The organism is Campylobacter sp. US53 (assembly GCF_004378995.1).
In the GTDB taxonomy this organism is placed as follows: domain Bacteria; phylum Campylobacterota; class Campylobacteria; order Campylobacterales; family Campylobacteraceae; genus Campylobacter_D; species Campylobacter_D jejuni.
The window spans coordinates 1-474 of record NZ_RYYH01000025.1 but is presented as its reverse complement, the minus strand read 5'-3'; the positions used below and the strand labels follow the sequence as shown (position 1 = coordinate 474).

General features: G+C 30.6%; 1 protein-coding gene. It reads right to left on the bottom strand.

Annotated features, from left to right (window positions below):
- Positions 1 to 5: 5 nt before the first annotated feature.
- Positions 6 to 474: ShlB/FhaC/HecB family hemolysin secretion/activation protein (locus tag ELQ05_RS08135; RefSeq protein ID WP_134240080.1), on the bottom strand; the 469-nt coding region annotated here is incomplete at its 5' end.

Sequence of the window (474 nt, the reverse complement as noted above, 5' to 3'; positions counted from 1 at the left end):
AAAACTTAAAAATACTTCCCAAAGCTCACATAAGCTTTAGAACTATAATCATCATCTAGTTTATACTTCTTTAAAGCTCTAGCTAAATCAAGCTTAACATAAAAATTCCCTGTTTTATTATAAAGCAGTTGTAAACCATAAGCATCCATATAGTTTGTATAAGAATCATTCTCATACCAAGAATAACCTATATCATAAAAAGGAGTGATATAAAAATCTTTTAAAGGAGTAGCCATTCTAAGTCCAAAGCTAGCCACTACAGCATTATCTCCTTCTCCATCTCCATTATTGTAAGCCCTTACTCCATAAGGACCTCCTAAAGATATGGTTTCACTACTATCTAATGTAGATCCATTGATAACTTGTTGATAATTTAAACTAAAAAGATGAGTAAAGGTATCATTAAAGAAATAAGCATTGTTAAGATTGACATTGAGTTTAGCAAATTTTCCAAATTCTGCTCCACCTACTTTG